The sequence below is a fragment of the Serratia sp. CY33525 genome (assembly GCF_052169115.1).
GTDB lineage: Bacteria > Pseudomonadota > Gammaproteobacteria > Enterobacterales > Enterobacteriaceae > Serratia > Serratia sarumanii.
Genome location: NZ_JBJNLK010000004.1, coordinates 459,222 through 482,919, shown reverse-complemented (window position 1 = coordinate 482,919; position 23,698 = coordinate 459,222). Strand labels below are relative to the sequence as shown.

Here is a 23,698-nt window from a genome sequence, read left to right as displayed (position 1 = left end):
CGTTCACTGTTGTTTTCGAGTTATCAAATCGGCTAATCGAATCGCGGTTCAAGACGATTCATTATCCACATTTAAGTTGGGATGTGGATCACAAAATATCGTCGTTTATGCCAAGGTTATGTCATTTAGGTGACTAATTATTTTGCATCTATAGCTTAACGTTATATCTTGCGTCGATCAAATCCAGCAGTTTAACTTAAGTGTTTGCACCGATTTGGTGCGAGAATGGTCTAATAATTGTGCGATTTGACGGTTTTTCGTCTGATTAGGAATGTTTGAAGTATAGAGAGTACGGGAGATAAAACAGGAAAAATTGATGTGTTCACCGCTAAAAAATCACCTGGCCGGAGGATGGCCAGGCTGTTTGGTTTAGGGTGCCGACGAACCGCCGAATTCCAGATAAATTTTCGCCAGGTTCTGGTACTGCGCGAAGCGGTTCTCGTCCACCGCCAGTTCCGCCTGACGGCGCTGCTCCTGAGCATTTAGCCAGTCGGTAATGGTGACGGCGCCCTGCCGGTAACGCACCTCGTTCAGCCGCTCCGATTTGCGCGCCAATGCCAGCGAGGCCTGCAGCTGCGTCTCTTGCGCCCGCAGCTGTGCGCGCAGCGACAGGGCGTTGTTCACATCGCCCATCGCCTTGTACAGCGCCTGCCTGAATTCCAGCACCTGCTGTTCGTAGTCGTTACGGGCGATCTTGATATCCACCCCCATTTGCCGCCATTGCAGGAACGGCAGCGTCAGGCCGGCACCGAGGCTGCCCGTCGGGTTGCGCAGGAACTCCAGCAGCGCGCTGCTGCTGGCGCCCAGCGAACCGGTCAGGCTGAACGCGGGATAGTACTGCAGACGTTTCTCGTCGACGTTGGCCAGGGCGGCGCGCAACCGCAGCTCTTTGGCGCTGAGATCCGGGCGCCGGCTCAAGACGCTGGCGGGAATGCCGGTGTTGATCTGCGGCATCGCCGTCGTCGGCAGGCGTGCGGGCGCGATGGTGGCCTGGCCTGTAGGCGCGCCCAGCAGCACCGCCTGTTCATTCAGCGCCTGTTGACGATCGTGTTGCAACGCCAGCAGCCGGCTTTCCTGCGTCAGCACGTTCTGTTCCGCGTTCACCACGTCCAGCGCCGAGATGCTGCCGGCCCGGTAGCGGGCGTTGGCCAGCCGCAGCGTCTGTTTGGCGTAGGCGATGCTCGCCTGGCTGACGCCGATCTGCTGATTGAGGAAGCCGATGCGCCAGTAATTCGTGGCGGCGTTGGCCAGCAGCGTCAGGCGCGCCGTCTGCAGATCCTGCGCGGAAGCCTGGCTGGCCCACTCGGCGGCATCGCGCTGGCGCGCCAGTTTGCCCCAAAGGTCGACTTCATAGCTCGTAGAGAGCGTCGCGCCGCTGGTTTTATTCCAGGCGGAGGACTCCGACAGCGGGCGATTGATGCCGCTGTTCAACGAGGCGTTGACGTCGGGGGCGGTGCTGATGCCGACGCGTTCCGCCTCGAGCCGCGCACGGTAGACGCGCAGCACGGCGACGGCCAGATCGTTGTTGCTGGCCGTCACCTGTTGCAGCCAGCGATCGAGCTCGGGATCGTGGAAATCGCGCCAGTCGAACGGCGTCGGCGCGGCATTGTCGGCGGCGTGCTGCCAGCTCGTCGGATAGTTGACCTGCGGCGCCCGGTAGTCGCTTTTCAGGGCATTGCCGCAGCCGGCGGTGAGCAGGGCGGCGAGGCTTAACGCCAGGGGAGATAAAATTTTCATGGGTTACTCGCTGGCCAATGAAACGACCGGATCCATCCTTGCCGCTTTGCGGGCGGGGAGATAACCGAAGATCATGCCGATTAAGGTTGAACAGAAAAACGCCGTCGCGGCGGCTTGCCAGGAATAGATGGCGGTGAACATGCCGCCCGCCAGCGAGGTGAACAGCGACCCGGCGGCGAACGACAGCGCGATGCCCAATGCGCCGCCGATCAAACAGACCAGCACCGCCTCGATCATGAACTGTTGCATGATGTCGCCGCGCCTTGCGCCGACCGCCATGCGCACGCCGATCTCATGGGTGCGCTCGGTCACCGAGACCAGCATGATGTTCATCACGCCCAGGCTGCCGATCACCAGCGAGATCGAGGCCACCATCAGGATCAGCAAACTGAGCGTCATCGAGGTGCGCTCGATCGATTTACGGAACTGATCGCGGTTGAACGTCATGAAATCTTTTACGCCATGGCGCTGAGTCAGCAACTGCGTGATGGCGCTGACGGCGGCTTCGCTGGCGACATCATCCTTCAAGCGCACGGTGATGCCGCTGAGCGTGGTTTTGCCGACCATACGGTACATCACCGTGCTGTAGGGCATCCAAACGCTGATGCGGTTGGGCGCGTAGCTGTGTTCGCTTTTGGCGACGCCGACCACCCGTGCCGGCACCGAGCCGAGAAACACGATCTGGCCGAGCGGCTCGACGCCGAAATCGCCGAACAGCGCCTGGCGCGCATTGTCGTCGATGATCACTTCCTGCAGCGCGTTGCGATCGTCGCGGAAGGTGGCGCCTTGCACCAGCGTGATGCCGTTGACGCGGAAATAGTCGCGGCCGACGCCGGTGATTGACGCGGTGGCGGATTTGCTGCGAAAACGGATGCTGTCGGACGCGCTGACTTCCGGGCTGACGCTGTCGACGAAGCTTTGCTGCGCCAGCGCGTCGGCATCGGCCGGCACCAGGGTGCGGATGCTGTCGATGGCGTCGTCGAAGAAGTCACGCCCCGGATAGATGCTCACCACGTTGGTGCCGAGCCCCTTGATATTCTCCAGCGTGCGCTGTTTGGCGCCTTCGCCCAGCGCCACCACCGTGACCACGGCGGCGATGCCGAAGATAATGCCGGTCATGGTCAACGCGGTGCGCAGGCGGTGGGCGTTCATCGCCTTCAGCGCCATGTGCAGCGACTCGCGGGTGCGGTCGATAAGACTTTGCCAGCCGCTTTGTCGGCTGCGGTTCGGCCGCGGTAGCGCGACGGCGGGTGCCGATTGGCGGCCGCTGTCAGCGATGATTTTGCCGTCTTGCAGTTCGATGACGCGCTGCGCATGTTGCGCCACTTTCATATCGTGGGTGACGATCACCACGGTGTGGCCGCGTTGGTTCAGCTCGCTGAGGATCGCCAGCACTTCCTGGCCGGATTGGGTGTCCAGCGCGCCGGTCGGTTCGTCCGCCAGGATAATTTCGCCGCCGTTGATCAGCGAGCGCGCGATGCTGACGCGCTGCTGCTGGCCGCCGGAAAGCTGGCCGGGCTTGTGGTCTTCGCGCCCCTCCAGGCCCAACCGCGCCAGCAGTTGCGCCGCTCGCTGCCGCCGCTGATCGCGCCGGGCGTTGGCGTAGATGGCCGGAATCTCAACGTTGCCCAGCGCGCTGAGATCGGGCATCAGGTGGTAACGCTGGAAGATAAAGCCGATATGCTCGCGGCGCAGGCGGGCCAGTTCGTCCGGCGACAGGTGGGCGGCGTTCTGGCCGCTGATGTAGTAGTCGCCGCGATCCGGCACGTCGAGGCAGCCCATGATGTTCATCAGCGTCGATTTGCCGGAACCGGAGGCGCCGATGATCGCCACCAGTTCGCCGGCGGCGATGGTCAAATCGATGTCTTTCAACACCGTCAGCGCCTGGCCGCCGTTGGTGTAGGTTCGGCTGATGCCTTTTAGCTCGATGATCGCGTTCACAGGAAGATGCCATCCTCAGCCGGCTTGGCGGCGGGCTGTGACAGCACCACGGTTTCACCGGCTTTCAGGCCGCTGAGGATCTGAATGTCGACGTTGTTGGTGATGCCGGTGGTCACTTTGCGCGTTTCCAGCCGCTGGTCTTGGGTCAGCACCTGCACCTGCTGCTCTTTGCCATCGATTTTATGCACTGCCTGGATCGGCACCAGCAGGGTGTGCTTCGCTTCGCCGAGCAGCAAGGACACCTGCGCGGTCATGGCGATGCGCAGGCGGTTTTCCGGGTTGGGCACGTCCAGCAGCGCGTTGTAATAGACCGACGCGTTCGAGGTGCCGGAACCGGAGGCGGAGCTGGCGCCGGCGAGCGAGTCGTCTTTCATTACCGATTCCGGCGCCAGTTCGATGGTGCGCAGCGTGGCGTCGTAGCGTTTATCCGGATCGGAAAAAATAGTGAAGTACGCCTTTTGCCCCGGTGAAATGCGGGTGATGTCGGCTTCGGAGATCTGCGCCTTGATGGTCATCATATCCAGCCGCGCCAGCTTGACGATGGTCGGCGCACTTTGGCTGGAGTTGACCGTTTGCCCCTGCTGCGTAACCACGGCGATGACGATGCCGTCCATCGGCGCGACCACGCGGGTATAGCCCAGATCGATTTTTTTCTTGTCGACTTCAATCTGCGCCTGCACCAGGCGGGCATTGAGCGAAAGCTGCTCGGCGCGGGTGGTGGCGAGCGTGGCTTCGGCGGTTTCGAAGTCCTCCCGCGAGCTGGCTTCGTCGTTCAGCATGCGGCGCTGGCGTTTGAAACGCGACTCGGCCTGTTTCAGCTGCGCCTGTTTGGCCTGCAGTTCGGCCTTGATGACGTTCAGCGCCGCCTCGGCGTTGCGCAGATCGTTGCGCTGTTGCAGATCGTCGATGTCGGCGATCGGTTGCCCTTTGGTGACGCGATCGCCCAGTTTGACCTTCAGCGATTTCACTTCACCGGAGACCCGCGCACCGACGTTAACGCGTTCGACGGCATCCAGTCGCCCGGTGGCCAGCACGGCGTTCTCGATATCGCCCAGGCGGGCCGTTGCGGTAACGTAATCCTGCTGCGGCGGGCGTTGCCAATAGAGGGCCAGCGCGATGGCGACGCAGATGAAAATGATGACGGCGATCAACGCCAGACGACGGGGGGTGAGTTTCAGTGAAGTCATGCCCAGGTTTTCCATAACGATAAAAGCGGCGGTTCCAGTCTGCCATCATGGCAGCGCCAGCTTGAACTGGCGCTAAACGTGAGGCGCTTTCCCGCTGGAAAGGAGATAGTAAAGGCTTTCCCGCTAAAGATCACGGCGAGTTATTATCCTTCGGGGTGCAACCGGCTGTGTGGCGCGTTATACTGGGTAAAAAACCAGTATTCATTCATCAGCAGGATAACGCCGCCGCCATGATGCCAAACCGCCTCGAGCCGGAACTCGACATTTACCAATACCCGGAGCACCTGCGCGCCTGTCTGGCGCCGTTGCCCAAGGGGCCGGGCGTCTATTTGTTCCACGGCGAGAGCGAAAGCCTGCCGCTTTACATCGGTAAAAGCGTCAACGTACGCAGCCGCGTAATGGCGCATTTTCGCGCGCAGGACGAGGCGAAAATGCTGCGCCAAACCCGGCGCATCAGCTTTATCGAGACCGCCGGCGAGTTGGGCGCATTGCTGCTGGAGGCGCAGTTGATCAAGCAGCAACAACCGTTGTTCAACAAACGCCTGCGGCGCTCGAAACAGCTGTGTGCGCTGCGTCTGCAGGCGGACACGGTGACGATTGCCCACGCCAAAGAGATCGATTTCGCCGTCACGCCCCACCTCTACGGGCTGTTTGCCAATCGCCATGCCGCGCTGGAAAAACTGCGCGCCATCGCCGACGAGCATCGTTTATGTTATGGCAAGCTGGGGATCGACAAGCTGCCCGCGGGGCGAGCCTGCTTCCGCTACAGCCTGCGCAAGTGCGCCGGCGCCTGCTGCGGCGTGGAGTCGGCGCAGGAACATGCGCGGCGGCTCAGCGCGGCGCTTGAACAACTGCGCATCGCCTGTTGGCCATTCGCCGGGCGCGTGGCGTTGGAAGAACAGGGCGAGACGCTGCGTCAGTACCATGTGATTCACAATTGGTTTTATCTGGGCTCGGTCAGCAGCCTGGCGCAGGCGCAGCGGCTGCAGAGTGCGGCCAGCCATTTTGACAGCGATGGCTACAAGATTTTGTGCAAGCCGCTCATGGCCGGCGATTATCGGATTATTGAGCTGCCGTAATGCCATAACGCTGTCGATAGCCTAAGACTTATCTGTAAATTCAGCGCATTATGCTAAAAAAGCTTGAGTCCATAATGTTGTTATGGATAATGGCGCCCCGAAGCGAAGGAACGCGCTATTAACTCAGTTGGCAGAGTGATTGGTTTTATAATGGCTTGTTTTGGCTTGAAAATTGATAGACGCGGGTTCGAGTCCTGCATAGCGCGCCAGCTTTCTTCCCTTCATCTCACCGCGCTTACCGTAAAGCGCACCCGGGTTGATTTGCACTATCGGCTCCTCGTTGGGATTTTCGGGTGTGCTTTACCGTAACCGCTGGCTTTCCTTCCTCTTTCTCTTTCGATCCTTTGCTAAACTGTAATCAGGCAGGCTTGCTGCCCGGCAACAGGAGGTCGATATGTCTCACTCCGAGCAACTGCAGGAACTCTTGCAACGCGTCGCCGCCCTCGAGGCGAGAGAGAAAGCGCTGAGCGCCGCGTCCAACGCTTATCAGGCGATTATCACCACCATGTTGGGCAATATGGAAAAGACCGAACGCGATCGGATCATCGCGATGATCGATCAGGCCCATGAAATCGCCTACGCCCGCGCCATTCAACGCAGCAACGAACCGCAAAAGCAGAAAATCAAACAGGCCGACGATGTGGCCCAGCGCATGTTCATGTTTGCGCAAGGCAAGGCCGCCCAACCGCGCTGAAGCCGAACTATAACAGTTGCAGCCATTAAGTTGGCTAACTGATCTACCTGGCGAAACTGTACTTGTGGTACTTTTAGCGGTGAGATTTGATGGCAATGCTGTTTCCAGCATAAGGTTGTAACGATGGACGCGATTAAAAGCATCTTGGTTAAAGAGATTGAACAGATCAATCGGCGCGAAGGGCGTGACGGCAAGCCGCGCTTCAACAGCGAATTCGCTCGCACTCACCGCTATCTGTGCCTTGCCATGTTCGCCGGTTATTTCGCGGTGATCGCCGTGATGTACCAGGTGCCGTACATGGGGATATATGCTTTCCTGGGCTTCACCGCTTTTGTGCTGTTCATGTTCGCCATGCTGCTGATCGAGATCCGGCCGGTATACCGCTTCGAGGACATCGGGGTGCTGGATCTGCGGGTTTGCTACAACGGCGAGTGGTACTTTACCCGCGCGCTGTCGCCCTATGCGGTGCAGCAACTGCTGGAGGAGCCGTCCATCGGCGCCGCGCTGAAACAGAAGATGCGCGTGATCATCGGCAACAAAGGCGAAATCGACTTCTACGACGTGTACGACATGGCGTACGGAAAAAAGCCGCAGGATGAGCAGCCGCAGCTGGCGGCGGCAAACTGAAAGGTTTCCGGCCGGCGGCTTGTCGATTATACTCAGCGTTTGAACGCGAAGCAGAATGAGGATCAAGCGATGAGTGATGATATTTTCGATTTTGATATCGATGCCGAACTGGCGAAAGCCGAAGAAAAAGCGGCGCAAAAGGTAAAAGAGGTCCCTGAGTTCCTCGAAGACGAAGCGGACTGTGAAGGTTGCAAGATCTGATCGCCTGCCCCATAAAAAAAACCGCCGCGGCGGTTTTTTTTATGTCTGAGCGTCGTGGGGTGTCAATCCAGCACGAATCCCCAGATTAGCAACGTCGCCACCAGAATCAGGCAAAGCGCGGACACCGTCACCAGTATTTTCCCCAGAATGTCTTTTTCTTGTTCCTGCTGCGTCACGTTGAAATTATCCAATTAAAAGTCTATGGACCAAACCGGCGATGCTGAGATCGAGCGCTGCTACGCCCAGCGCCATAAGCATCATTACCGAAAGAAATCGAGTCTTGCCGTTCACGTCCTTAATCCCTGTGGACGCCGCTGTTAAGTTTTTATATCAAAGGGATATAATTCAGCGACGCCCTATTTCATGCATCATGATAGTGATTAAGAACGTTCTTAAGGCCAGAAGTTCCCTCGTCTGATAACGCAGCCGGTGCGGCAGCGTCAGTCGGTTACGATCCGCACGCCTATCTTGCTGACTTGATTGCCGTCCATTTCGGCGATGGTCCAGGTCAGGCCGTCCCATTCCACCTGGTCGCCGATCACCGGTTCGCCGCCGATCAGCTGAATGACGAACTGGCCCAGCGTCTGCTGCTCGTCCACGTCGTCTTGCAGATTGAGGCCATAAAGCTGCGAGATGTCGCTTAAACGGGCATCCGACTGCAGGATAAAGTCGCCGAAGAAGCGCTCGTCGAGCGTCACGGCCGGCGCCTGGCTGAACAGTTTGCCGAGGATGGGCAGGTCGTGCTCATGGCCGATAACGCACAGAATATCGTTCTCCCGCAGGCGGGTACTGCCGCTTGGATGCAGCAGTTCTTTGCCGCGGAACAGGGCGGCGATGCGGGTATTGGGTGGCATCTTCAGTTCCCGCAACGCCGCGCCGACGCACCAGTTTTCCGCCGAAAGCTGATACACGAACTGTTCCCACTGGTTTTCCGGGTGCACGTCCAGCCCAACGCGGGAGATCGGCGTCAGCGCCGGCGGCACGATCACCTTGGCTTTTTTGGCGGCAAACGACAGCGTGGTGCCTTGCAGCAGCAGGGAGACCAGCACCACGAAGAACGCCACGTTGAAAAACAGCTGGGCGTTGGGCAGCCCGGCCATCATCGGGAACACCGCCAGGATCACCGGCACCGCGCCGCGCAGGCCGACCCAGGAAATAAAGCCGCGCTCGCGCAGGGTAAAGCTGCGAAACGGCAGCAGGCCGATAAACACCGACAGCGGACGGGCGAACAGGATCATCCACAGCGACAGCAGCAGGGCAGGGATGGCGATCGGCAGCAGCTCGTGCGGGTTGAGCAGCAGGCCAAGCACCAGGAACATGCCGATCTGGCTGAGCCACGCCAGGCCGTCGAAGGTTTGTACGATGCCGTGCCGGTTGCGGATCGGCCGGTTGCCCAGCAGCAGGCCGCACAGATACACCGCCAGAATGCCGCTGCCGTCCAGCGCGGTGGTCAGCGCAAAAATAAGAATGCCGCCGCTCACCGCCAGCAGCGGATAGAGGCCGTCCGCCAGTTTGATGTGGTTGATCAGCGTCAGCAGCAGCCAGCCGCCGCCCAGACCGAAGACGATGCCCATACCGAACTGCTGCATCAGATGCAGCGGGAAGGCCCAGCTCAGCGCGGTTTCCCCGGCGGCGATCATCGCAATCAGCGTGATGGTGAGAAACACCGCCATCGGATCGTTGCTGCCGGATTCGATCTCCAGCGTGGCGCTGACGCGTTCGTTCAAACCTTTGCCCCCCAAGAGGGAGAATACCGCGGCGGCGTCGGTGGAACCGATAATGGCGCCGATCAGCAGCCCCTGCAGCAGATCGAGATTGAACAGCCAGGCGGCGGCCATGCCGGTCAGACCGGCGGTGATCACCACGCCGATGGTGGCGAGAGACAGCGCCGGCCACAGGGCGACGCGGAAAGAGCTGACCCGGGTTCGCATGCCGCCGTCGAGCAGGATCACCGCCAACGCGAGGTTGCTGACCAGATAAGCGACGGGGTAATTGCTGAAGACGATGCCGCCGGGGCCATCGACGCCGGCCAACATGCCGATCGCCAGGAAGATCACCAGGATCGGAATGCCGAGCCGGGAAGAAAATGAGCTGAGCAGAATGCTTGCCCCCACCAGCACGGCACCGATGACGAACAAACTGTTAATGGTGCTGGCATCCAAAATATCGCTCTCCTGAGGTTGGGGGATAGGGGGCACTGCGAGTGTGTCGATGATAACGTGTTTAGTGGGTAAAACGCCAAGGCTGATTGCGAAAACAACCAATCAATTATTGCCCTTTGGTGTGATTAAACGAAGAAAGTGAGGAGAAGAGGGAGATTCCTGCCTTTTATCCAACATTATCAGGCTGCTGTATTTCTGCTTCGGCAACAATGTTCGATCGTGGCTGAGGGAAAAACCATTAAGCCCGCGCAGGCAGGCTTAATGGTTTGCAGGCGCGGTAGGATTAATGATCGAGCGATTCCAGCGCCCGTTTGATCAGCTCGGAGGCCAGCTTGCTTTCCGCTTCGGAAATGCCGTCGAGATTGAAGTTGGAGAGCTCAGCGACCAGAATGCTGCGTTCTTTGCCGCTGATTGAGGCGTCCAGCGCGGACAGCAACCTGCCGAGGATCTTCAGCAGGGTGGCGTTTTCCGCTATGGCTTCCTGAGCCGGGGTGTTCTTGTCGGTCATTCAAAATCCTCTCTGTCGTGACGGAAGGGAGATGCAGCTAACGCCATCGAATGAATTAAACGATCGCGCAGCCCTTCGGGGGTGTTGAGCCCAATCACTACCGTAAGGCAGGGATCCGGATTTCTACTTATGCATTGCAGTTATAACGGCTAGGTTATCTATGCAGCCGTATCACTTTGCCCTAACGGGCGACGTCAGGCTGAGCAATGTGTGCTCTGCATGCAAACGACCAGTATAGGCTTTTTGCGCGGCGGTAATATGACAGAAAGCCCCTGCAAATGTTCTGGGTTACAGGGGCCAAGGTTATTGCGGCTTGCCGGAGAACAGGAAGCGCAGCAGCGGAACGCGTTTGTGCAGTTCATATAACGCGAAGGCCAGCGAGAACACAAACAGCAGGCCCAGCAAGAATCCCAACAGGTTGTTGCCGATATAAGGCGTCACGAAAGCGCCATATATCAGGGTCAACGGATGGTGCACCAGATATATAAACAGCGAGGCGTTGACCAGATAGGTGATGCGCGGCGAGTGATAATTCAGCAGGTTATGTCCGAAAGAGAACGCCACGTTGGTCATCAGGATCCCCATTAGGGTTTTGATCACCACTTCCAGCTCGAACATATAGCTGCTGTGCGCCAGCAGCTTTTGGTTCAGCATATATGCGATAAACAACAGCAGCGAACCGAGCAGCGCCAGCGGTGAGCGGCGCAGAAAAATCTCCTTAAGCCACACATACTTAAACGCATAAGCGCCGAGGATGAAGAACGGCAGGTAGAACATCGTCTCCATCACCACGAAATTGAACAGGCCGTTGGATAATAGCTGCGGTGCAAAAATTAAAATAATGCGGTGCGCGGCCGAATAGCATATCGCATAAATAAAGAAATACAGTGAGATGTTTCCTAATCCACGCATTCTGTTTATTAACGCAGGAATATGTTCACGGGGTTGACGCTTGATGTTGCGGAACAGATAAAAGCAGGCGCAGGTTAACAATGACAGGGTCAATAAGAACCAAAGATGAGACACCAATTCCCAAACTGTTACATTTATTTTCTGATAGAGAGAAAACTCATCCCAGCCGTTTAATTTATCGGTGAAATATTTCAGCATGAAAAACTGCGGCACCGTGATTAGCGGGATGGAACTCAACAGCGGGATCGCCACCCGCTCCAGCCGGACCTTCAGCCACTGGTGGCGCTCGTAACGCTCGTAAAGCATGTAGGAGAAGTAGCCGGAGATCACGAAGAACACCTGCATGCGGAAGGCGTGGATGAAGTCGTTCAGCACCGTGAGCGAGAAAGAGGGCGACGGGCTGTTCACCGCCCAGGCGTGGCTGGAATAGATCAGGGAGAGGTGAAACGGGATGCCGAGCAACATCAAATAGGCTCTGATGGAGTCGAGAAAAAACTCGCGCTGTTTGCTGCCTTTAGTCATAGATTACCGCTGGTGATTTAATCGAGAGTTCATTAACACGCTTAATAAGTCGTCAAACGTTAAATTGTTATCCGGAACCCTACTATAGCCCCCCGCATTTTTCCATAGCGTCTTGTTGCGCGGCTTGCTACGCTGGTGTTCCATCAGCTGCTTAAACAATGAGCCGTAAACATGAACCATCCATTTATCATGTTGTCGGAAAGCTGAGTAATCCATTAATATGGATTTAAATGATTTGAGCACACGAATAGGGGGGGATGTGCTAGTTAATATATTATCCGGACAACCACGCGCCGCGAGCGTTCGTTGGTTAGGTGCTACCGTATTGTTCACGCTGTTCAGTTCGCCGGCATGGGCCTTTTCTATTGATGATGTGGCCAAGCAGGCGCAGGATCTGGCGGCGAAAGGTTTCGAAGCCCCGAAGAGCAACCTTCCTTCTCAGTTCCGCGAGATGAAGTTCGCAGACTATCAGCAGATTCAGTTCAATCACGATAAAGCCTATTGGAGCAAGCTGAAAACCCCTTTCAAGCTTGAGTTTTATCATCAGGGGATGTACTTCGATACGCCGGTGAAAATCAACGAAGTCACCTCCACCAGCGTAAAACAGATCAAGTACAGCCCGGATTACTTCAACTTCGGTTCGGTCAAACACGACCCTGAATCGGTGAAAAATCTCGGTTTTGCCGGCTTTAAGGTGCTCTACCCGGTCAACAGCGCCGACAAAAACGATGAGATCATGAGCCTGCTTGGCGCGAGCTATTTCCGCGTGGTGGGTAAAGGGCAGGTTTACGGGCTTTCCGCTCGCGGCCTGGCCATCGATACCGCTTTGCCGTCCGGCGAAGAGTTCCCGCGTTTCCGCGAATTCTGGGTTGAGCGTCCGAAGCAGGGCGACAAGCACCTGGTGATCTATGCGCTGCTGGATTCCCCGCGCGCCACCGGCGCTTACCGTTTCACGGTGATCCCGGGCCGCGACACCACCGTGGACGTCGAGTCCAAAGTGTTCCTGCGCGACAAGGTGGGCAAACTGGGCCTGGCGCCGCTGACCAGCATGTTCCTGTTCGGGCCGAACCAGCCGTCGCCGACGTTGAACTATCGTCCGGCGTTGCACGACTCCAACGGCCTGTCTATCCATGCCGGCAACGGCGAGTGGATCTGGCGCCCGCTGAACAATCCTAAACACCTGTCCGTCAGCACCTATACCGTCGAGAATCCGAAAGGCTTCGGTCTGCTGCAGCGCGGCCGCAACTTCAAAGAATATGAAGATCTGGACGATCGTTACGATCTGCGCCCGAGCGCCTGGATTGAACCGAAGGGCGACTGGGGCAAAGGCAAGGTTGAGCTGGTGGAGATCCCGACGGCGGATGAAACCAACGACAACATCGTCGCGTTCTGGACGCCGGATACGCTGCCGGAAGCCAAAAAGCCGCTGACGCTGAGCTACCGCCTGAACTTCACCCGCGATGAAGACAAACTGCATTCGCAGGACATCGCCTATGTGGCCCGCACCATGCGTTCGACCGGTGACGTGAAGCAGTCCAACCTGATTCGCGAGCCAGACGGCAGCGTGGCCTTCCTGGTCGACTTCGTCGGCCCGGTGCTGAAAGGGCTGGACGCCAATACCCCGGTCGCCTCTCAGATCAGCATCGGCGACAACGGTGAAATGGTGGAAAACAACGTCCGCTATAACCCAGTGACCAAAGGCTGGCGCCTGACGGTGCGTCTGAAAGTGAAAGACGACAAGAAGCCGGTAGAAATGCGCGCGGCGCTGGTCAATGGCGATAAGACTCTGTCGGAAACCTGGAGCTATCAGCTACCTGCCAATGAATAAGCCTACTCAACCCGCCCAGGATTATCTTGCGGCGCTGCCTCTGACCGCCGAGCGGTCGGAGGCGCTCAACCCTCAAACGGCGGATGACGCTCAGGCACTGGAGGCGCTCCATCGGCAGATGGGCGCCGCCGACGCCAACGTCAATAGCCTGTCGGCGGATGACGTGGCGCTGGCCTCGGTCAAACCGCGTATCGAAAACGCCTGGCCGGATGCGGTCAGCGATGACGACTTCGATACCGACGCCGAAGGGCGCGCCATTCTGAAGGCGACGCCGCCGATCAAACGAACCACCATGTTCCCGGAAGCCTGGCGCACCAACCCGGTGGCGCGCTTCTGGGATTCTCTGCTGGGGCGTTCGCCGCACAACCGGCACGCCACCAAAGAGGAGGCCGAGGCCGAGAACCGCTGGCGTACCGTCGGCTCCATGCGCCGTTATGTGCTGCTGGTGCTGATGCTGGTGCAAACCGGCATCGCCACCTGGTACATGAAAACCATCTTGCCTTATCAGGGCTGGGCGCTGATCGATCCTATCGCCATGCTGGATCAGGATCTGATGCAGTCGGTGCTGCAGCTGCTGCCATATGTGCTGCAAACCGGCATTCTGATCCTGTTCGCCATACTGTTCTGCTGGGTCTCGGCCGGTTTCTGGACCGCGCTGATGGGCTTCCTGCAGCTGCTGATCGGCAAGGACAAATACAGCATTTCCTCCACCATCAAGGGCGATGAGCCGATCAATCCGGCGCACCGCACCGCGCTGATCATGCCGATCTGCAACGAAGACGTCGAACGCGTTTTCGCCGGCCTGCGTGCGACCTATGAGTCCGTCGCCGCGACCGGTCAGCTGGAACACTTCGATATCTACGTCTTGAGCGACAGCTACGATCCGGACATCTGCGTGGCGGAGCAAAAGGCGTGGATGGAGCTGTGCCGCGATGTCGACGGCCACGGCCGCATCTTCTATCGCCGTCGCCGCCGCCGCGTCAAACGCAAGAGCGGCAACATCGACGACTTCTGCCGTCGTTGGGGCGGTGAGTACAGCTACATGGTGATCCTGGATGCCGACAGCGTGATGAGCGGCGAATGCCTCACCGGGCTGGTGCGTCTGATGGAAGCCAACCCGAACGCCGGCATCATCCAGTCCGCGCCGAAGGCGTCCGGCATGGATACCCTGTATGCGCGCGTGCAGCAGTTCGCTACCCGCGTTTACGGGCCGCTGTTTACCGCTGGCCTGCATTTCTGGCAGCTGGGCGAGTCACACTACTGGGGCCATAACGCCATCATCCGCGTGAAGCCGTTTATCGAGCACTGTGCGCTGGCGCCACTGCCGGGCGAGGGCTCCTTCGCCGGTTCAATCTTGTCGCACGACTTCGTTGAAGCGGCGCTGATGCGCCGCGCCGGTTGGGGCGTGTGGATCGCTTACGATCTGCCGGGCAGTTACGAAGAGCTGCCGCCAAACCTGCTGGACGAGCTGAAACGCGACCGTCGCTGGTGCCACGGCAACCTGATGAACTTCCGCCTGTTCCTGGTGAAGGGCATGCACCCGGTGCACCGCGCGGTGTTCCTCACCGGCGTGATGTCCTACCTGTCGGCGCCGCTGTGGTTCATGTTCCTGGCGCTCTCCACCGCGTTGCAGGTGGTGCACACCCTGATGGAACCGCAATACTTCCTGCAGCCGCGGCAGCTGTTCCCGGTCTGGCCGCAGTGGCGGCCCGAGCTGGCGATAGCGCTGTTCTCCACCACGCTGGTGCTGTTGTTCCTGCCGAAGCTGCTCAGCATCGTGCTGATCTGGGCCAAGGGCGCGAAAGAGTACGGCGGGGCGTTCCGTCTGTTCATTTCGATGCTGATGGAAATGCTGTTCTCGGTGCTGCTGGCACCGGTGCGCATGCTGTTCCATACCGTGTTCGTGGTGAGCGCCTTCCTCGGTTGGGAAGTGGTGTGGAATTCGCCGCAGCGTGACGACGACGATACGCCGTGGGGCGAAGCCTTCCGCCGCCATGGCTCGCAGATGTTGCTGGGCCTGGTGTGGGCCGGCGGCATGGCGTGGCTGGATCTGCGCTTCCTGTGGTGGTTGGCGCCGATCGTGTTCTCGCTGATCCTGTCGCCGTTCGTGTCGGTGCTGTCGAGCCGCGCGACGCTGGGCATGAAGAGCAAACGCGCCAAGCTGTTCCTGATCCCGGAAGAGTACAACCCGCCGCGTGAGCTGTTGGCGACGGAAGAATACCTGCATCTCAACCGCAATCGCGCGCTGACCAACGGCTTTATGCATGCGGTGGTCAACCCGTCCTTCAACGCGCTGGCGACGGCGTTGGCGACGGCGCGTCACCATCTGCGCGCGACGCTCGATCGCAACCGCGAGGAGCGGGTGAACGAAGCGCTGCAGCTGGGGCCGGAGAAGCTGGCGAAGGGCAAACGTCTGGAGCTGCTGAGCGATCCGGTCACGCTGGCTCGTTTGCACCAGCGCGTCTGGCTGTTGCCGGAAGGCGCCGCCTGGCGTGAGCACTATCAGCAGTTGCCGCACAACCCGCTGGCGCACCCAACGGGCCGGCGTTAATCGCTGAACGGCAACGCCCAGACGGGGAATGCGCATGGCGCATTCCCCGTTTTTTTTACCTTTTGCTTACGTGCGCCGGTGCCGGCGGAGAAAGGGAACTGTGGTAGACTGCGGCCGATGCGTTGTTCACTCGCGAAACAACCCCCTTGCTCAGAGTCAATGTCGTGAATCTCTCTTCCTACCTTCGGCTGGCCTGCGTGGCGGCCGGCGTGATGGCCCTGACCGGCTGCGGCAGCATTATCAGCCGCACCGTGCCCGGCGCGGGGCATGGCCACCAGTACTATCCCGGCGTGCAGTGGGATCTGCGCGATACGCCCTGGCGTTACGTCACGGTGATAGACGTGCCGCTGTCGATGGTGGTGGACACCGTTATGCTGCCGTTCGATGCCCAGCACGGCCCCTATGAATAAACCCGCTCAGCGGGTGGCGAACACCACCAGCTGATAGCCTTTCTGCCCGCAATGGAAAGGCGCCAGCGCCGTCATGCCCAGCCCTTGCACGTGAGCGGCCAACGAATGCGGATTGTCGTCGTCGATAAACAGCGCGCCCACGTCGTAGTCATGGCTGGTATGCGCTTTGACCGCAGCGTAAAGGCGCTTCAGCACGCCTTTGCCGCGCCAGGCGGCGGCGAGGCAGACCGGGCCGTAGAGAAACACCCGCAGTTCATTCAGCGCGCGTCCGGCGAAGGATTGCGTGGCGAGCGTCGCCAGCATCGCGTCCACCACCGGCGGGCGCGGTTGCACGTCGGCGGGCATCAGGCAAACAAAGCCTGCCAGTTGGTTTTCCTGTTCAGCCACTAGTATGCCGATGCCGCGGTTGATCGCCGCCAGCTGCGCCTCATTCATGCGCGATACGATAAATCCCTGCCGTTTTTGGCGCTCGTCGAGCGCTTCCGGCACGTTTTCCCCCTGCAACTGCAAAATGGCGGGGTAGTCGGTGGGGCGAGCCCGGCGAATATTCATGCTGCCTCCTTGGCGATGAGTGCGTAGTGCGGGTTAACGTTCATCCCACTCATCGGCCGCGGCCTGGCCTTCTTCGGTATCCAGCGGCGGCTCGAGCTGGAAGTCGCCTTCTTCCCATTCGTACAGGGTATTTTCATCTATCCACTCGGCGGTGATCTCCACCTCGTCGTAGTCACCGTCGAAGATTGCCTGCGCCGCCGCACCGCTGCGCAGCGGCAGGCACTCCACCGCTTCGCCTTCTTCCTCGAAGAACTCGGCCTGCCACATCGTGTCGCCATCCTGCATCACGTACTTTTGCAGATTGAACTGCTGCGGCACCGGCGGTTCGTCATCGCCGCCGCCTTCGGCGGTGTCGATAAACTCTTCGCGTGCGGCCTCGATGGCTTCTTCCAGGGTTGCATACAGGCTCATGTTCGCCTCCGTTGACAATGAGAGTAGAGCGCCCGGCGGCACTGCCGGTGCGGTGGGGGAAACGTCAAACCTAATTGTTGTCTCACTGGCGCAGGATGCAAATTTTTTTGTTGTCCGCATTGCGACGATGGTTGTCCGCAAAGCGGGAGAAGAGGCGGCGAGGGCGGGAAATAATGGCGTTATCGTTCATTCAGGCGTCAGGAGAAGCCCATGTTAATCGACCCTTCAAGCAAATATCGACCCTTCCCGCCGGTGGCGTTGCCGGACCGCCAATGGCCTGCGCGTACGCTGCGGCAGGCGCCGCGCTGGTGCTCCAGCGATCTGCGCGACGGCAACCAGGCGCTGGCGGAACCGATGGATAACGCGCGCAAGCGCGAGTTCTATCAATTGCTGTTGCAGTGTGGTTTCAAAGAAATTGAAGTGGCTTTCCCTTCGGCGTCGCAAACGGATTTCGATTTTGTGCGCACGCTGATTGACGAGCAGCTGATCCCGGACGACGTCACGATTCAGGTGCTGACGCAGTCGCGCGACGATCTGATCGACCGCACCTTCGAGGCGCTGCAGGGGGCGCCACGGGCTATCGTGCATCTGTACAACGCCACGGCGCCGGTGTTTCGCGACATCGTGTTCCGCCAGGATAAGGCCGCCACCGTGGCGCTGGCGGTGAACGGCGCGCGGCGCATTCGCCGGCAGTGCGAGGCACAGCCCGATACCGCCTGGTGCTTCGAGTATTCGCCGGAAACCTTCTGTTTTACTGAATTGGCGTTCGCGCTGGAGATCTGCGAAGCGGTGGCGGCGGTGTGGCAACCGGGGCCGCAGCGGCCGATGATCATCAATCTGCCGGCGACGGTGGAAGTGAGCACGCCCAATGTGTATGCCGATCAGATTGAATGGTTCTGTCGCCACTTTAGCCGCCGCGCCGATGTAACGATCAGCGTGCATCCGCATAACGATCGCGGCACCGGCGTGGCCTGCGCGGAGCTGGCGCTGTTGGCTGGCGCCGATCGGGTCGAAGGCTGCCTGTTCGGCAACGGAGAGCGCACCGGCAACGTCGATCTGGTTACGCTGGCGTTGAATCTCTATACCCAGGGCGTGGCGCCGGGCCTGGACTTCAGCCGCCTGAAGCAGGTGGTGGAGGTGGTGGAGCTGTGCAATCAGCTGCCGGTGCACCCTCGCCATCCTTATGCCGGCGAGTTGGTGTTTACCGCCTTCTCCGGTTCGCATCAGGATGCGATTAAAAAAGGCTTCGCCGCCCAGCGCCAGCGCCAGGATGGCTGGTGGCAGGTGCCTTACCTGCCGCTCGATCCCGCCGATGTCGGCTGCAGCTATGAGGCGGTGATCCGGGTCAACAGCCAGTCCGGCAAAAGCGGGGCCGCCTGGCTGTTGGAACAAAATCACGGGCTGGCGTTGCCGCGCGGTTTGCAGATTGATTTCAGCCAGGTGGTGCAGCGCGCGACCGACGGCAGCGGCAAGGAAATGAGCGGCGCGCAGCTGTGGCGCTTATTCCGCGACACCTATGGGTTGGTGGAGCAACCGCGCTTGCAGCTGCTGAGCTACCAGACGGAAAGCCACGGCGTAGAGGCCTACAGCTTCAATGCGCGGGTTGCCTGTGAGGGAGAGCCGCTGCGGCTGCAGGGCGCCGGCAATGGCCTGCTTTCCAGCGCGGTGGATGCGCTGCGCCAGCGCTTCGGCTTGCCGCTGGCGATCGAGGATTACCACGAGCATACGCTGGGGCACCAGAGCGACAGCCGGGCGGTGGCCTATATTCGCTGCTCGTTGCCGCAGGGTGAGGCGACCTACGGCGTTGGCATCGACGTCGACTCCGCCAGCGCCTCGCTGCAGGCGCTGCTCAACGTCGCCGGACGCTATCTGGCGTCAACGTCGGCGCGGCCGGGCTGAAATAGTCGCTGGGCGCGACCCCCAGCACTCGACGAAACATGGCGCTGAACGCGCTGGGGCTGTCATAGCCGAGATCCAGCGCCACTTCCAACACCGAGCGGCCGGTCGCCAGCGCGTTCAGCGCCGCCAGCAAACGGGCGCGTCGCACCCAATCGCTAAAATGCAGCCCGGTTTCGCGCTGGAAGCGCCGCGACAGGGTGCGTCCGCTGACGCTGAGATGAGCGGCCGCCTGTTCCAGCGTCCAGGGCTGCGCCAGCGTAGCCTGGATATGGCGGCACAGGGCGAGCAGCGATGGCTCACGCGGTTCAGGCAGGTGCAGCGGCAGGATCGGCAGCATCCGCAACTCATCCAGAATCAGTTCCATGACGCGTTCATCGCGTCCGCCGCTCGGGTAATCGGGCGCAATCTCCACCGCACAGATAATCAACTCGCGCAGCAGCGGAGAAACCTGCACCACCTGGCATTGGGCCGGCAGATCGGCGCGCGCCAGCGGATCGACGAACAGCGTCCTGGCTGCCACCTGGCCGGTAATGCGCAGACTGTGCACCACCTTAGCCGGCACCCAGACGCCGCGGCCGGGCGGCACCACCCAACTGCCGAGCCGGGTCGTGACCTGCACCACGCCGCTCAGGCTGTGAATCAGCTGCGCGCAGTGATGGTAGTGATCCGGCTCGCTGTCGCCGTGGCGATAATCCTTGGCCAACGGCCGGACAGGCTGGTCGGGCGGCAGAACGTCGTGAAACAACAGCATCGTAAGCAGGCTCCGCGCGGCAAAAGGGGGAAGACAGCATGCCATGCGGCGCTGTTTCACACCAGTCTGTGGCGCGGTACGGCGGAATGGTTTATAAAATAATATTATATAATTTTATAAATTGATGGAGGGGCAATGGATATTGACGCGATGCGCAAGGCGGCGGCGCAGGCTGGCGCGATGCTGCGCACCTTGGGCAACGAAGATCGGCTGTTGCTGCTGTGCCGGCTCAGCCAGGGCGAGATGGCGGTGAGCGAGCTGGCGCAGGCGCTGGATATCCGCCAGCCGACGCTGTCCCAGCAGCTTGGCGTGCTGCGCGAGGAGGGATTGGTCTCCACCCGACGCGCCGGCAAGCAGATTTACTATGCGGTGGCCGATGCCAAAGCGCTGGCGCTGCTCCATACCCTGTATCAACTCTATTGCCCACAGCCGGAGAACCGCGATGACCATTGACTGGCAACACTTCACGCCGTATTCCGCGCTGGCGGGCGGAGCCATTATCGGCGCAGCGGTGGCGCTGCTGCTGCTGTTCAACGGCCGGATCGCCGGCATCAGCGGCATTACCGGCGGTTTATTGAGCGCGGGTGGCCGCGAGCGGGGCTGGCGCGCCGCATTTCTTGGCGGGTTGCTGATTTCCCCCTGGCTGTATGCTGCCGCAGCGGCTTTGCCGTCTGCTGAGATCGCGGCCGGCAGCGGCGGGCTGGCGGTAGCAGGGCTGTTGGTGGGGGTGGGGACACGATTGGGCAGCGGTTGCACCAGCGGGCACGGCGTGTGCGGCGTCGCGCGGCTGGCGCCGCGTTCGCTGGCCGCCACGGCGGTGTTTATGCTGCTGGGTTTTATGACCGTGTGGCTGATGCGCCACTTGCTGGGAGGGTGAGATGTTTAAATCCCTGTTGGCGCTGCTGAGCGGCGTGATTTTCGGTCTGGGGCTGATCGTCGCCGGCATGGCTAATCCGGCCAAAGTGCTGGCGTTTCTCGATATTACCGGCCAGTGGGATCCTTCGCTGGCGCTGGTGATGGTTGGGGCGATCGCGGTGGCGGCGCCGGCCTTCTTGTGGGCGCGGCGACGCGAGCGGAGCCTGTTGGGCGAACCGCTGCAGATCCCGGCCGCCGGGCGTGTGGATCGCCGTTTGCTGGCGGGCAGCGCGCTGTTCGGCGTCGGTTGGGGCATCGCTGGCATTTGCCCTGGCCCCGCCTGGGTGTTGGCGGGGGCGGAAATACAACGGGTATGGCCGTTCCTGCTGGCGATGCTGGTGGGCATGGCGCTGTATGAGATTATCATGAGGTGGAGGCGTTCATGTCGATAGCCAAGGCGGTGTTGCGCATTGCGCGCCCGACCGATCGGTTGCAAGAGATTGCCACGCTGTATTGCCGCGGGTTGGGGTTTGAAAGGCTGGGCGAGTTTGTCGATCATCAGGGCTTTGACGGCATTATGATCGGGCATCCGCAGCATGCCTACCATCTGGAGTTCACGCAGCATCGCGGGGTGCGGGTAGGACAGGCGCCGACGCAGGATCATCTGCTGGTGTTTTATCTGCCGGATGAGAACGAATGGCGAGCCGCGTGTGAGCGGATGCGGGCGGCGGGATTCTTGGCGGTTGTCGCCTATAACCCCTATTGGGATAGGGCGGGGCAAACCTTTGAAGATCCTGACGGCTACCGGGTGGTCCTGCAACATCAGGCCTGGCAAGCATAAAAAAAACCGGCGCCTCGAGCGCCGGTTTGCGAGATAAAAACGGGTTATCCGTCAGGCGTTGGTCGCCGGTTTTTGCACGCTCTTGGACTGGGTATTTTCCAGCATGCGGCGAATCGGCACGATCAGCACGATAAGCACGGCGGCGCAGATCAGCAGCGCGACTGAGCAGCGAGCGAACAGATCCGGCAGCATATCCAGTTGGTCGGCCTTGACGTGACCGCCGATCAGACCGGCCGCCAGGTTGCCCAGCGCGCTGGCGCAGAACCACAGCCCCATCATTTGCCCGCGCATTCTCTCCGGCGCCAGCAGCGTCATGGTGGCCAGGCCGATCGGGCTCAGGCACAGCTCACCCAGCGTCAGCATCAGGATACTGCCCACCAGCCACATCGGCGATACGCCGGCGCCGCCGTTGCTCAGCACATTCTGCGCGGCCAGCATCATCAGGCCGAAACCGCCGGCGGCGCACAGGATACCGATCACGAACTTGGTAATGCTGCTCGGGCGCACGTTATTGCGCGCCAGCGCAGGCCAGGCCCAGCTGAACACCGGCGCCAGCAGGATGATGAACAGGGCGTTGATCGACTGGAACCACACCGCCGGGATCTCGAAGCCGCCGACCATGCGATTGGTGTAATCGTTGGCGAACAGGTTGAACGAGGTCGGTTTCTGTTCAAACGCCGACCAGAAGAACGCGGCGGAGATCAGCAGGATAAAGCACACCAGCAGGCGAGCGCGCTCTTTGCGGCTCAGGCCGGCAAAGGCGAACAGATAGATGAAGTACAGGGTGACCGACGCGGCGATCACGTACACCAGCACGCTGGCTACTTCGACCGGGTTGATGACGATGGTGCCCTGAGCGATCAGCACGATGACCGCAGCCAGGCCTACCGCCAATGCCAGCAGCCAGGCGCCGACGCCTTTTTTCTTCGCGACCGGGCTGTTCCAGGTGGAATCCAGGCCCACTTCGCGGTCATAGCGTTTCATCGCCGGGACGGCGAACACGCGGAAGATCACCAGCGCCACCAGCATCCCGATACCGCCGATGCCGAAGCCCCAGTGCCAGCCGTGTGACTTGATCAGCCAGCCGGAGATCAACGGGGCGATGAACGAACCGATGTTGATGCCCATGTAGAACAGCGAGAAACCGCCGTCGCGGCGCGCATCGCCTTTCTTGTACAGCGTGCCGACCATCACCGAGATACAGGTCTTGAACAGGCCGGAACCGAGCACGATGAACATCAGGCCGATGAAGAACAGGTTGGTGCCCATCACCGCGGACAGGGCGATCGACAGGTGGCCGAGGGCGATCAGAATCGAACCGTACCAAACGGCCTTGCGTTGGCCGAGCCAGTTGTCCGCCAGCCAGCCGCCCGGCAGCGCCGCCAGGTACATGCTGCCGGCGAAGATGCCGACGATCGCCGACGCGTTCTCGCGCGCCAGACCCAGGCCGCCGTCGTATACGGTGGCGGCCATAAACAGGATCAGCAGCGGACGGATGCCGTAGAACGAAAAGCGCTCCCACATTTCGGTGAAGAACAGAGAACCCAGCGGATAGGGATGGCCGAAGAAGGTCCGGCTTTCTGACTTATTGACAGAGGATTGCATAACGATTTCCCAATAAAAAGGCGCTGCATGGCTGCAGCCCGTACTGTGGTTGTATGTGTATTTAATGAAGGCGATCCGCCCAATGCGGATTACCCGACAAAACCGCGGCTGCAACGCTGATAAACCGTGGAAAGCGTGCTGACCTTTTCTTCACTTGGCCGATGGTTCACATCTGGCATGATATTATTTAACCATTTGATAACTGGTCGTTGGTTTTGTCTAGTACCTGTATCCCATTTTTTAGACGAAAAGTCGACAAGCATCTCCTTTTCTGGTTTTTCTGTTGGTTGTGGCAGGAATATGATTGACAGCGGGTTTTATGCGCTGAAAGTTAATTAATTGTTGGTAAACAAGATGTTGTAGTAAGAATGTTCCGAGTGGGGCGAAAATTCGCCGGCCCGCAGGAAGCATTATTAAAAGTAGGG

Annotated in this window: 23 protein-coding genes and 1 tRNA gene; 13 read left to right on the top strand and 11 right to left on the bottom strand. The window is 59.9% G+C overall.

Annotation, left to right across the window (positions count from 1 at the left end; translation table 11 throughout):
• Positions 1–369 precede the first annotated feature (369 nt).
• Genes ACJ8IM_RS13750 through ACJ8IM_RS13740 form a run of 3 tightly spaced genes read right to left on the bottom strand, consistent with a single transcriptional unit; the run spans position 370 to position 4,856 of the window.
• Positions 370–1,737, bottom strand: coding sequence for a TolC family protein (locus ACJ8IM_RS13750; RefSeq protein WP_101455811.1), 1,368 nt, complete (start codon positions 1,735–1,737; stop codon positions 370–372).
• A 3-nt stretch (positions 1,738–1,740) separates the two neighbouring features.
• On the bottom strand, positions 1,741–3,678 hold the full coding sequence (locus tag ACJ8IM_RS13745) for a MacB family efflux pump subunit (RefSeq protein ID WP_033654145.1): 1,938 nt from the start codon (positions 3,676–3,678) through the stop codon (positions 1,741–1,743).
• Positions 3,675–4,856, bottom strand: a complete 1,182-nt coding sequence (locus tag ACJ8IM_RS13740) for an efflux RND transporter periplasmic adaptor subunit (RefSeq protein WP_033654260.1) — start codon at positions 4,854–4,856, stop codon at positions 3,675–3,677. Before ACJ8IM_RS13740 ends, ACJ8IM_RS13745 begins: the two co-directional genes overlap by 4 nt.
• 239 nt (positions 4,857–5,095) lie before the next feature.
• Between ACJ8IM_RS13740 and cho the strand changes: the two genes are divergently transcribed.
• From cho to ACJ8IM_RS13715, 5 genes are all read left to right on the top strand, one after another.
• Positions 5,096–5,944, top strand: a complete 849-nt coding sequence (gene cho, locus ACJ8IM_RS13735) for an excinuclease Cho (protein ID WP_033647447.1) — start codon at positions 5,096–5,098, stop codon at positions 5,942–5,944.
• A gap of 112 nt (positions 5,945–6,056) precedes the next feature.
• A tRNA-OTHER gene (locus tag ACJ8IM_RS13730) sits at positions 6,057–6,153 on the top strand.
• 185 nt (positions 6,154–6,338) lie between these two features.
• The gene (locus ACJ8IM_RS13725) at positions 6,339–6,638 is read left to right on the top strand and encodes a sigma-S stabilization anti-adapter protein IraP (RefSeq protein WP_016928230.1); all 300 of its coding nucleotides are present in this window, start codon (positions 6,339–6,341) and stop codon (positions 6,636–6,638) included.
• A gap of 123 nt (positions 6,639–6,761) precedes the next feature.
• Positions 6,762–7,265 (top strand): YlaC family protein, encoded by a 504-nt coding sequence (locus tag ACJ8IM_RS13720; protein WP_033638009.1) that lies wholly within the window; start codon positions 6,762–6,764, stop codon positions 7,263–7,265.
• Between the two features lie 69 nt (positions 7,266–7,334).
• On the top strand, positions 7,335–7,466 hold the full coding sequence (locus ACJ8IM_RS13715; protein WP_015377413.1) for a hypothetical protein: 132 nt from the start codon (positions 7,335–7,337) through the stop codon (positions 7,464–7,466).
• A gap of 62 nt (positions 7,467–7,528) precedes the next feature.
• On the opposite strand, the gene ACJ8IM_RS13710 is transcribed toward ACJ8IM_RS13715, so the two are convergent.
• The 4 genes from ACJ8IM_RS13710 to mdoC all read right to left on the bottom strand — a co-directional run bounded on the left by ACJ8IM_RS13710 (position 7,529) and on the right by mdoC (position 11,570).
• Complete coding sequence (locus ACJ8IM_RS13710; RefSeq protein ID WP_033638010.1) at positions 7,529–7,657, bottom strand: hypothetical protein; 129 nt, start codon at positions 7,655–7,657, stop codon at positions 7,529–7,531.
• Between the two features lie 249 nt (positions 7,658–7,906).
• A complete protein-coding gene (locus ACJ8IM_RS13705; protein ID WP_033638011.1) occupies positions 7,907–9,628 on the bottom strand; it encodes a potassium/proton antiporter in 1,722 nt (573 codons plus the stop codon).
• A 283-nt stretch (positions 9,629–9,911) separates the two neighbouring features.
• On the bottom strand, positions 9,912–10,136 hold the full coding sequence (locus tag ACJ8IM_RS13700; protein WP_033638012.1) for a hypothetical protein: 225 nt from the start codon (positions 10,134–10,136) through the stop codon (positions 9,912–9,914).
• Positions 10,137–10,439: 303 nt separating this feature from the next.
• The gene (gene mdoC, locus ACJ8IM_RS13695; protein WP_033654144.1) at positions 10,440–11,570 is read right to left on the bottom strand and encodes a glucans biosynthesis protein MdoC; all 1,131 of its coding nucleotides are present in this window, start codon (positions 11,568–11,570) and stop codon (positions 10,440–10,442) included.
• Between the two features lie 259 nt (positions 11,571–11,829).
• Between mdoC and mdoG the strand changes: the two genes are divergently transcribed.
• The 3 genes from mdoG (at position 11,830) to ACJ8IM_RS13680 (ending at position 16,359) form a co-directional block, all read left to right on the top strand.
• A complete protein-coding gene (mdoG, locus tag ACJ8IM_RS13690; RefSeq protein WP_170310366.1) occupies positions 11,830–13,398 on the top strand; it encodes a glucans biosynthesis protein MdoG in 1,569 nt (522 codons plus the stop codon).
• The gene (gene mdoH, locus ACJ8IM_RS13685; protein WP_033654143.1) at positions 13,391–15,949 is read left to right on the top strand and encodes a glucans biosynthesis glucosyltransferase MdoH; all 2,559 of its coding nucleotides are present in this window, start codon (positions 13,391–13,393) and stop codon (positions 15,947–15,949) included. Before mdoG ends, mdoH begins: the two co-directional genes overlap by 8 nt.
• 164 nt (positions 15,950–16,113) lie before the next feature.
• A complete protein-coding gene (locus tag ACJ8IM_RS13680; protein ID WP_101455812.1) occupies positions 16,114–16,359 on the top strand; it encodes a YceK/YidQ family lipoprotein in 246 nt (81 codons plus the stop codon).
• Positions 16,360–16,365: 6 nt separating this feature from the next.
• On the opposite strand, the gene ACJ8IM_RS13675 is transcribed toward ACJ8IM_RS13680, so the two are convergent.
• Positions 16,366–16,911 carry a GNAT family N-acetyltransferase gene (locus tag ACJ8IM_RS13675; RefSeq protein ID WP_033638019.1) on the bottom strand — a complete coding sequence of 182 codons (546 nt, stop codon included), beginning with the start codon at positions 16,909–16,911 and terminating at the stop codon, positions 16,366–16,368.
• 33 nt (positions 16,912–16,944) lie between these two features.
• Complete coding sequence (locus ACJ8IM_RS13670) at positions 16,945–17,322, bottom strand: MysB family protein (protein WP_033638020.1); 378 nt, start codon at positions 17,320–17,322, stop codon at positions 16,945–16,947.
• A gap of 210 nt (positions 17,323–17,532) precedes the next feature.
• Between ACJ8IM_RS13670 and leuA the strand changes: the two genes are divergently transcribed.
• The gene (gene leuA, locus ACJ8IM_RS13665; protein ID WP_101455813.1) at positions 17,533–19,221 is read left to right on the top strand and encodes a 2-isopropylmalate synthase; all 1,689 of its coding nucleotides are present in this window, start codon (positions 17,533–17,535) and stop codon (positions 19,219–19,221) included.
• Here the strand turns inward: leuA and ACJ8IM_RS13660 are convergent.
• On the bottom strand, positions 19,172–19,972 hold the full coding sequence (locus ACJ8IM_RS13660) for an AraC family transcriptional regulator (RefSeq protein WP_101455814.1): 801 nt from the start codon (positions 19,970–19,972) through the stop codon (positions 19,172–19,174). The genes leuA and ACJ8IM_RS13660 overlap by 50 nt on opposite strands.
• A gap of 135 nt (positions 19,973–20,107) precedes the next feature.
• On the opposite strand from ACJ8IM_RS13660, the gene ACJ8IM_RS13655 reads away from it, so the two are divergent.
• From ACJ8IM_RS13655 to ACJ8IM_RS13640, 4 genes are read left to right on the top strand one after another with little or no spacing between them, the layout of a single operon-like run.
• The gene (locus tag ACJ8IM_RS13655) at positions 20,108–20,425 is read left to right on the top strand and encodes an ArsR/SmtB family transcription factor (RefSeq protein WP_033638023.1); all 318 of its coding nucleotides are present in this window, start codon (positions 20,108–20,110) and stop codon (positions 20,423–20,425) included.
• Complete coding sequence (locus ACJ8IM_RS13650; protein ID WP_047568091.1) at positions 20,415–20,849, top strand: YeeE/YedE family protein; 435 nt, start codon at positions 20,415–20,417, stop codon at positions 20,847–20,849. The genes ACJ8IM_RS13655 and ACJ8IM_RS13650 overlap by 11 nt, the downstream gene beginning before the upstream one ends.
• A 1-nt stretch (position 20,850) precedes the next feature.
• Positions 20,851–21,279: a YeeE/YedE family protein gene (locus ACJ8IM_RS13645; protein ID WP_101455815.1), complete on the top strand. Its 429-nt coding sequence runs from the start codon at positions 20,851–20,853 to the stop codon at positions 21,277–21,279.
• Positions 21,270–21,668 (top strand): VOC family protein, encoded by a 399-nt coding sequence (locus ACJ8IM_RS13640; RefSeq protein WP_101455816.1) that lies wholly within the window; start codon positions 21,270–21,272, stop codon positions 21,666–21,668. Before ACJ8IM_RS13645 ends, ACJ8IM_RS13640 begins: the two co-directional genes overlap by 10 nt.
• A 51-nt stretch (positions 21,669–21,719) precedes the next feature.
• Here ACJ8IM_RS13640 and ACJ8IM_RS13635 read toward each other — a convergent pair whose 3' ends face one another.
• Positions 21,720–23,273 (bottom strand): peptide MFS transporter, encoded by a 1,554-nt coding sequence (locus tag ACJ8IM_RS13635; protein WP_101455817.1) that lies wholly within the window; start codon positions 23,271–23,273, stop codon positions 21,720–21,722.
• Positions 23,274–23,698 lie beyond the last annotated feature (425 nt).